The sequence below is a fragment of the Mucilaginibacter sp. P4_G9 genome (assembly GCF_056400985.1).
In genome coordinates, this window is the sequence record NZ_JBFUKF010000300.1 from 1 (window position 1) to 6,144 (window position 6,144).

The 6,144-nt window shown below is 41.5% G+C and carries 5 protein-coding genes; 4 read left to right on the top strand and 1 reads right to left on the bottom strand.

The features are described from left to right. Nucleotides 1-205 precede the first annotated feature (205 nt). A complete protein-coding gene (gene sppA / locus AC1DPZ_RS20055) occupies nucleotides 206-1,978 on the top strand; it encodes a signal peptide peptidase SppA (RefSeq protein ID WP_477406708.1) in 1,773 nt (590 codons plus the stop codon). 67 nt (nucleotides 1,979-2,045) lie between these two features. Here sppA and AC1DPZ_RS20060 read toward each other — a convergent pair whose 3' ends face one another. After that, a complete protein-coding gene (locus AC1DPZ_RS20060) occupies nucleotides 2,046-2,792 on the bottom strand; it encodes an ankyrin repeat domain-containing protein (RefSeq protein ID WP_477406710.1) in 747 nt (248 codons plus the stop codon). A 159-nt stretch (nucleotides 2,793-2,951) separates the two neighbouring features. On the opposite strand from AC1DPZ_RS20060, the gene AC1DPZ_RS20065 reads away from it, so the two are divergent. The 3 genes from AC1DPZ_RS20065 to AC1DPZ_RS20075 all read left to right on the top strand — a co-directional run. Next, nucleotides 2,952-4,634 (top strand): helix-hairpin-helix domain-containing protein, encoded by a 1,683-nt coding sequence (locus AC1DPZ_RS20065; RefSeq protein WP_477406712.1) that lies wholly within the window; start codon nucleotides 2,952-2,954, stop codon nucleotides 4,632-4,634. A 117-nt stretch (nucleotides 4,635-4,751) separates the two neighbouring features. Next, complete coding sequence (gene rfaE1, locus AC1DPZ_RS20070; RefSeq protein WP_477406714.1) at nucleotides 4,752-5,729, top strand: D-glycero-beta-D-manno-heptose-7-phosphate kinase; 978 nt, start codon at nucleotides 4,752-4,754, stop codon at nucleotides 5,727-5,729. 73 nt (nucleotides 5,730-5,802) lie between these two features. Then, nucleotides 5,803-6,144: SIS domain-containing protein (locus tag AC1DPZ_RS20075; protein ID WP_477406716.1), on the top strand; the 342-nt coding region annotated here is incomplete at its 3' end.

Consider the following 6,144-nt stretch of genomic DNA (forward strand, 5'->3'; position numbering starts at 1 on the left):
ATACAGCAGATGCCTGCAAAATGGGTGCAACTTCTGCTTCGATATGCTCAATAGCCTGTTGCAGAAACAGTTTTCTGTCGCCAAGGTTGCTGCCCAAAAGTAAAAAAACATCAATCATGTTGTAACAAATATTATAGAACAGGCTCTTAACATTATACGGTATTGAATTACTAAGTTTGCATAGTTAAAAAGATTTATAACATTAATGAAACAATTCTTCAAATTCGTTCTGGCCACCATGTTCGGGGTATTTTTAGTAACAGTGATTCTGGCTTTTGTAGTTGTAGGTTTGGTGGTAGCCGCAGGAAGTGAAAAAACGGTGGATGTTGAATCAAATTCGGTACTACACATGGCTTTTACTACTGCTATTACAGAGCGTACACCCAATAATCCCCTGGCCGGACTAAGCTTTTTAGGGTTGAACAGCGAAAAATCAATCGGTCTGAATGATATTTTGGCGAACATAAAAAAAGCAAAAACCGACAAAAACATCAAAGGCATTTTTCTTGATGAAAGCTATATGACATCGGGCCAGGCTACTACCGAAGAGATTCGCAATGCCTTAATCAACTTTAAAAAATCAGGGAAGTTCGTTGTAGCCTACTCCGAAATTTATACCCAGGGATTTTATTACCTGGCATCCGTAGCCGATAAGGTTTACATGAACCCTAAAGGTTTTTTTGAATTTACCGGCTTTAGCCAACAAGTAACCTTTTTAAAAGGGGCATTTGATAAACTGGGCATTGATGTGCAGGTTATTAAGGTTGGAACATACAAAAGTGCAGTTGAACCTTTAGTCCTTACCAAAATGAGCGACCCTAACCGCTTACAGGTTACCTCCTATTTAGGTTCGTTATATGATCATTTTTTAACCGGCATCAGCAAAAGCAGGGGAATTAATAAAGATTCGTTATTTAATTATGCAAACAACGGCCGCATTCAGTTTCCTGAGGATGCTTTAAAATTAAAGCTGATTGACGGCTTGAAATACAAGGATGAGCTATTGGATGAGTTGAAACACCGTACAGGTACTGGTTCAAAAAGCAATCTTGCCAGTGTTGATCTTGATGAATACACCAAAAGCAAGAGTGATGACAAGGGAGATGATGATGCTTCATCAAACAACCGTATTGCCATTGTTTACGCTAATGGTGAAATATCAGGTGGCGAAGGCGACGATAACAGCATAGGATCTGAAAGAATCTCGAAAGCAATCCGCAAAGTACGGTTAGATAATAAGGTAAAAGCTGTTGTACTCCGAGTAAATTCACCAGGTGGCAGTTCGTTGGCATCTGATGTGATCTGGCGTGAAGTGGCAATGACAAAAAAGGTAAAACCTATTATTGTTTCTATGGGCGATTATGCCGCATCGGGCGGTTATTATATTAGCTGCGCCGCGGATTCAATTATTGCCGAACCGAACACCATAACCGGGTCGATAGGTATTTTTGCCATATTACCCAACATGCAAAAGCTATTTAATGATAAACTGGGTGTTACTTTTGATGGTGTAAAAACCGGTAAATACGCCGATCTGGGCGATATCAGCCGTCCGCTGAGCGCCGAAGAAAGAGCCATTTTGCAAAACAGTGTAAATCACGGTTATGACGATTTTACCAAAGCAGTAGCCGCCGGCCGTGGTAAAACACAGGCTTACATTAACAGCATTGGCCAGGGCCGCGTGTGGACTGGTACCCAGGCCGTAAAACTTGGTTTGGTTGACCGCCTGGGTAATATCCGCGATGCCATTGCATCGGCAGCTAAAAAGGCCAAACTTAAAAACTACAAGCTGGTAAGCTACCCCGAGCAAAAAAGCTTTTTCAAACAACTGGATGGCGACGTAACAAGTCAAATGAAAACCAAAATGATGCAGTCAGAATTGGGCGATAACTATCGTGTTTATCAGCAAATAAAGGGCATTACGCAAATGATGCGCACCCCGCAGGCAAGGTTGCCTTATGATATTGTGATCAAGTAAGTTTTATTTTATATTTTGAAAGAAAGAGCTGTCCGGATGGATGGCTTTTTTTATTTTATCAAATAGCTCACCTTCTCAAATAAGCATTGGGCACATTCTTAGGCGTATAATCAATCCCAAAAGCATGCTTTATTAATAAAGTAACAACTTCCATTACCGTTTTTTCTTTCCGGTGCACCTGGGGTAATGAGCCCATCATGGCATAACTTATAGGATTAATGGCAGGCATAAGTGTTTCCCATTCGTAACCTTTACCCCAGATGAGGCCTTTAACCGTAATTAATAACTCTGCCCCGTTTTGTAACAGAAAGTGAAGCATATCGATGGAGCTGTTTCCATTTTGATTTACTGTATGAAAGATTGGCGTATGTCCGCCAAAACCATATTCGTCAATGGCGGCTTTCGCGTTTATATCTGCACCGTTTTGTAATAGCAGTTCGGCGCATTCAAGGCTGTTGTACTCTGCGCAAAAATGCATGAGAGTTCCACCGGCGAACGAAGTATAGGCATTATTATATAAAGAGTACGCTTTAAAAACAACTGCAGGGTCATCGCCAATGCAAGCTTTCAAACTTTCTGCATCGTGGGCCAACACAGCCAGCAGCGCCTTATCCTCGAACTCCAGCCCGGCATCAATAAAAGCCCTTATGCAATCTTTAAACTTAGGGCTGCGATAATACATCTCCACCATGGTTGTAAATAGTGGCATACCATCATGAACTTCGTTGGGATTGCCACCATCGCCAAAATATTTTTGGATCCCTTCAACAGCATGAACTTCGATGGCGTAAAGGATTTGGTTATAATCGGGCATGATATTTTTTATATAAAATTAGGCAATTTCTTTATGCATTAATCCTTCTTTTACACCTTGGTTCCGTAATCCTTAAAAAACACCCCGCGCTCAAAACAAACACTCCTGCTACACTGTCTTTACAATGGCTTTTTGTACTTTTACAGCTTCAATTTCACAATGGAAAACAAACCCATAGCCCGCACGCTTCGTTTACTATCGCAACTCATGGAACTGCATGAGGTTAATCCCTTTAAAATTAAGTCGATAGCTAATGCTGCCTTTAAAGTTGATAAACTGCCTTTCTCTATCGCCGGTAAAACGTTAGAGCAACTGGAAAAAGTAGATGGTATTGGCAAAAGCATAGCAGGTAAGATTATTGAACTTTTTGAAACCGGCACCATGGCCGAGATGGACGAATTACTGGCCAAAACCCCCGAAGGTGTGGTGGAAATGATGCACATTAAAGGCATTGGCCCCAAAAAAGTGGCAATCATTTGGAAGGAACTGGGAATTGAGAACACCGGTGAACTTTTTTATGCCTGTAACGAAAACCGACTGATAGAGGCCAAAGGTTTTGGATTGAAAACGCAGGAAGAGATTCGCAAAGCAATCGAATTCAGGATGGCCAGCAACGGCAAGTTCCTGTTTGCGCAGGTGGAGAAAGAAGCCAATGACCTGATGGATATGGTTAAAGCTGTATTTCCTGGTGCACTGAAGCATTTTGCAGGTGAGTTTCGCAGATTGAATGATATTATTACCGAGATCGTGATTGTCATAGGCAGTATTGACCAGGGAATTGCTTATAACACTTTTTTAGAATCGGAGATATTGCAAAATGTAACGCAGAATGAAAATCATATTTCGGGCGAGTTGAAAAACGGTTTGCTGGTTGATATAGTTTGCGTGGAGAAGGGCGACTATTACCTGGAATTGTTTATGAATACTGGTACAGACGACCATGTACAGGCTGTTCTTGATCGCGTTAATAGTCCGCTTGACCAGCCCGAAACCGAGGAATTGATATACACCAAAGCGGGCTTAGCCTGGATACAGCCCGAATTGCGGGAGGGTACAACCTTTTTTGAAAAAGCTGAAAAAAATGAGTTGCCAACACTTATCATTACACATGATTTAAAGGGCAGTTTACATAACCACAGTACGTGGAGTGATGGTGTAAACACAGTTGAAGAAATGGCCCTTTACTGCAGGGACAACCTGAAACTGGAATACCTGGGCATGTGCGACCATAGCAAAAGCGCTTTTTATGCCAAAGGCTTAAGTATTGAAAGGGTATTACAACAGCAGGAAGAAATTGACCACCTGAACAAAAAACTTAATGGCTTTCATATTTTTAAAGGTATCGAATCGGATATATTATATGATGGCTCGCTGGATTACCCTGATGAGATATTGCAAAAGTTTGATTTTATAGTGGCATCGGTTCACTCTATTCTTAAAATGAGTGAAGATAAAGCTACATCGAGGTTGATTGCCGCTATCGAAAATCCGTATACTACTATACTGGGCCATCCAACCGGGCGGTTGTTGCTAAGTCGCGGCGGCTACCCTATTAACCATAAAAAAGTAATAGATGCATGCGCAGCAAATAATGTAGTGATTGAAATAAACGCCAACCCGTTAAGACTTGATCTTGACTGGCGCTGGCACCAATATGCGTTGGAAAAAGGTGTTTGGCTGTCTATAAACGCCGATGCCCACCGTTTGGAAGGCCACCTGGATATGCATTATGGCGTTTTAGCCGCCCGTAAAGGTGGCTTATATAAGGAAATGTGTTTAAATGCGTTATCACTACCAGAAATTACCAAAGTATTTGAAAAGAAAAAGTTGGCAGTAAAATAGAAAGGACGAAGGACTTTCGGACAAAGGACTAATGACTAAGATAAAGGACTAAGGATTGAAAGAAAAGGGATGAAAATCCCATCACTTAATGATCAATAGCCTAATGACTAAACAAGAATGATAGATAAAATACGTTCAATACAATCATCAGATACTAAACCTACTATATTGGTAATAGGTGATTTAATGATAGACCATTATATTATTGGCGGTGCCACCCGCCTATCGCCCGAGGCACCAGTGCCTATTGTAAATGTAAAAAAAGAAACGTATACCCTTGGCGGTGCGGGTAACGTAGTACAAAACCTGGTATCACTGGGTGCAAAGGTAACAGTGGCCGGTGTTATTGGCGACGACACTTCAGCATCGCAGGTTATAGATATATTAACTGAAGAAGGTGTAGAAACGCATACCATTATTAAAGATGGTAGTCGTCCTACTACCGTTAAAACCAGGGTTTTGGCTGGGAGTCACCAGTTGGTAAGAGTGGATAGAGAGGTTACCGATGCAGTGTCTTTAGCTATTGAAGATGAACTGATTGGTAAATTAGCCACCTATATTGCGCAGGCAGATATGGTGGTGTTGTCCGATTATAATAAAGGTTTATTTTCGCCATCCTTAACTCAAAAGATTATAATTGAAGCCAATAAACACGGCAAAAAAGTAGTAATAGATCCAAAAGGTTTAAATTACGAAAAATATAAAGGTGCCTTCATCATTAAACCCAACCGCAAGGAACTGGCCGAAGCAGCTAAAACCGAAAAGATTAATTCGCTCGAAAGCTTACAACAGGCCGCGAAGGTTATATTTGAACAAACCGGTACAGAATATATAGTAGTTACCCTATCAGAGGAAGGCATGGTGATACTAAGCGAGTTAACACACAAACTATTACCGGTAAAAGCCACCGAGGTATTTGATGTAACCGGTGCCGGCGATACAGTACTGGCAACCATGGCTTATTTTATAGCAGCCGGGCTAACAGTTGAAGAAGCCTGCGAACTGGCCAACCATGCTGCTGCTATAGTTATAAGGCAAGTAGGCAGCGCCACCACTACTATTGACGAAATAGTTAAAGACATGGAGAAAGGCTGATTTGCGGAGTAAGGACAAAGAGATAAAGGATTATTGCGCCCAACACACATTATAAAAAAATTAAAACTATAAAATGGTTTTAGACCAACTTAAAGATCATCAGAATACTGTACAACTGTTAATTGACACACTTACTGGCGATATTGAAACTGCCTGCGAAATGATGACCACTACCCTAAAAAATGGCAATAAGGTATTGTTTGCCGGTAACGGCGGCAGCGCTGCAGATGCACAACATCTTGCGGCCGAATTGACCGGCAGGTTTGTGAAAGAAAGAAAGGCTTTTCCGGGTATTGCGTTAACCGTTGATACTTCGGCAATTACGGCTATTGCAAACGATTACCACTATGATAGGGTATTTTCGCGCCAGGTAGAAGCATTTGCCCGCCCGGGCGATCTGTTTATCGGGATTTCG